General features: G+C 40.3%; 1 protein-coding gene. It reads left to right on the forward strand.

Annotation, left to right across the window (positions count from 1 at the left end):
* On the forward strand, positions 1–444 hold a 444-nt coding region (locus K0040_RS22540), incomplete at both ends, for an enolase C-terminal domain-like protein (protein ID WP_272491588.1).

Raw genomic sequence — 444 nt, forward strand, 5'->3', positions numbered from 1 at the left:
ATTGATATTGCCTTATGGGATATTAAAGGTAAATATTTAAACGTGCCGGTTTATCAACTACTGGGGGGAAAGACTAACGATAAATTGAGAACTTACGCCAGTCAGTTACAATTTGGTTGGGGCGAAAAAAGGCAAATATTAGTAACGCCTGAAGAGTATGCAGAGGCAGCGCGTGCCGCTATTGCAGAAGGTTATAATGCGATAAAAGTTGATCCGCTTGAAATCGATCTGCATGGCGGCGATTGTGTCTTTCAGAACAAAAATAGAAATTACTCTGGCTTATTACTGGCCGAACAATTAAAAATGGGCGAGGCAAGAATTGCCGCTATGCGTGAAGCAATGGGCGACGATGCTGATATTATTGTAGAGATTCATTCTCTTCTAGGAACAAATTCAGCGATCCAGTTTGCCAAAGCAATAGAGAAATATCGTATTTTTCTCTAT

Origin of the sequence: Terrisporobacter petrolearius (genome assembly GCF_020748185.1) — a bacterium.
GTDB lineage: Bacteria > Bacillota > Clostridia > Peptostreptococcales > Peptostreptococcaceae > Terrisporobacter > Terrisporobacter petrolearius.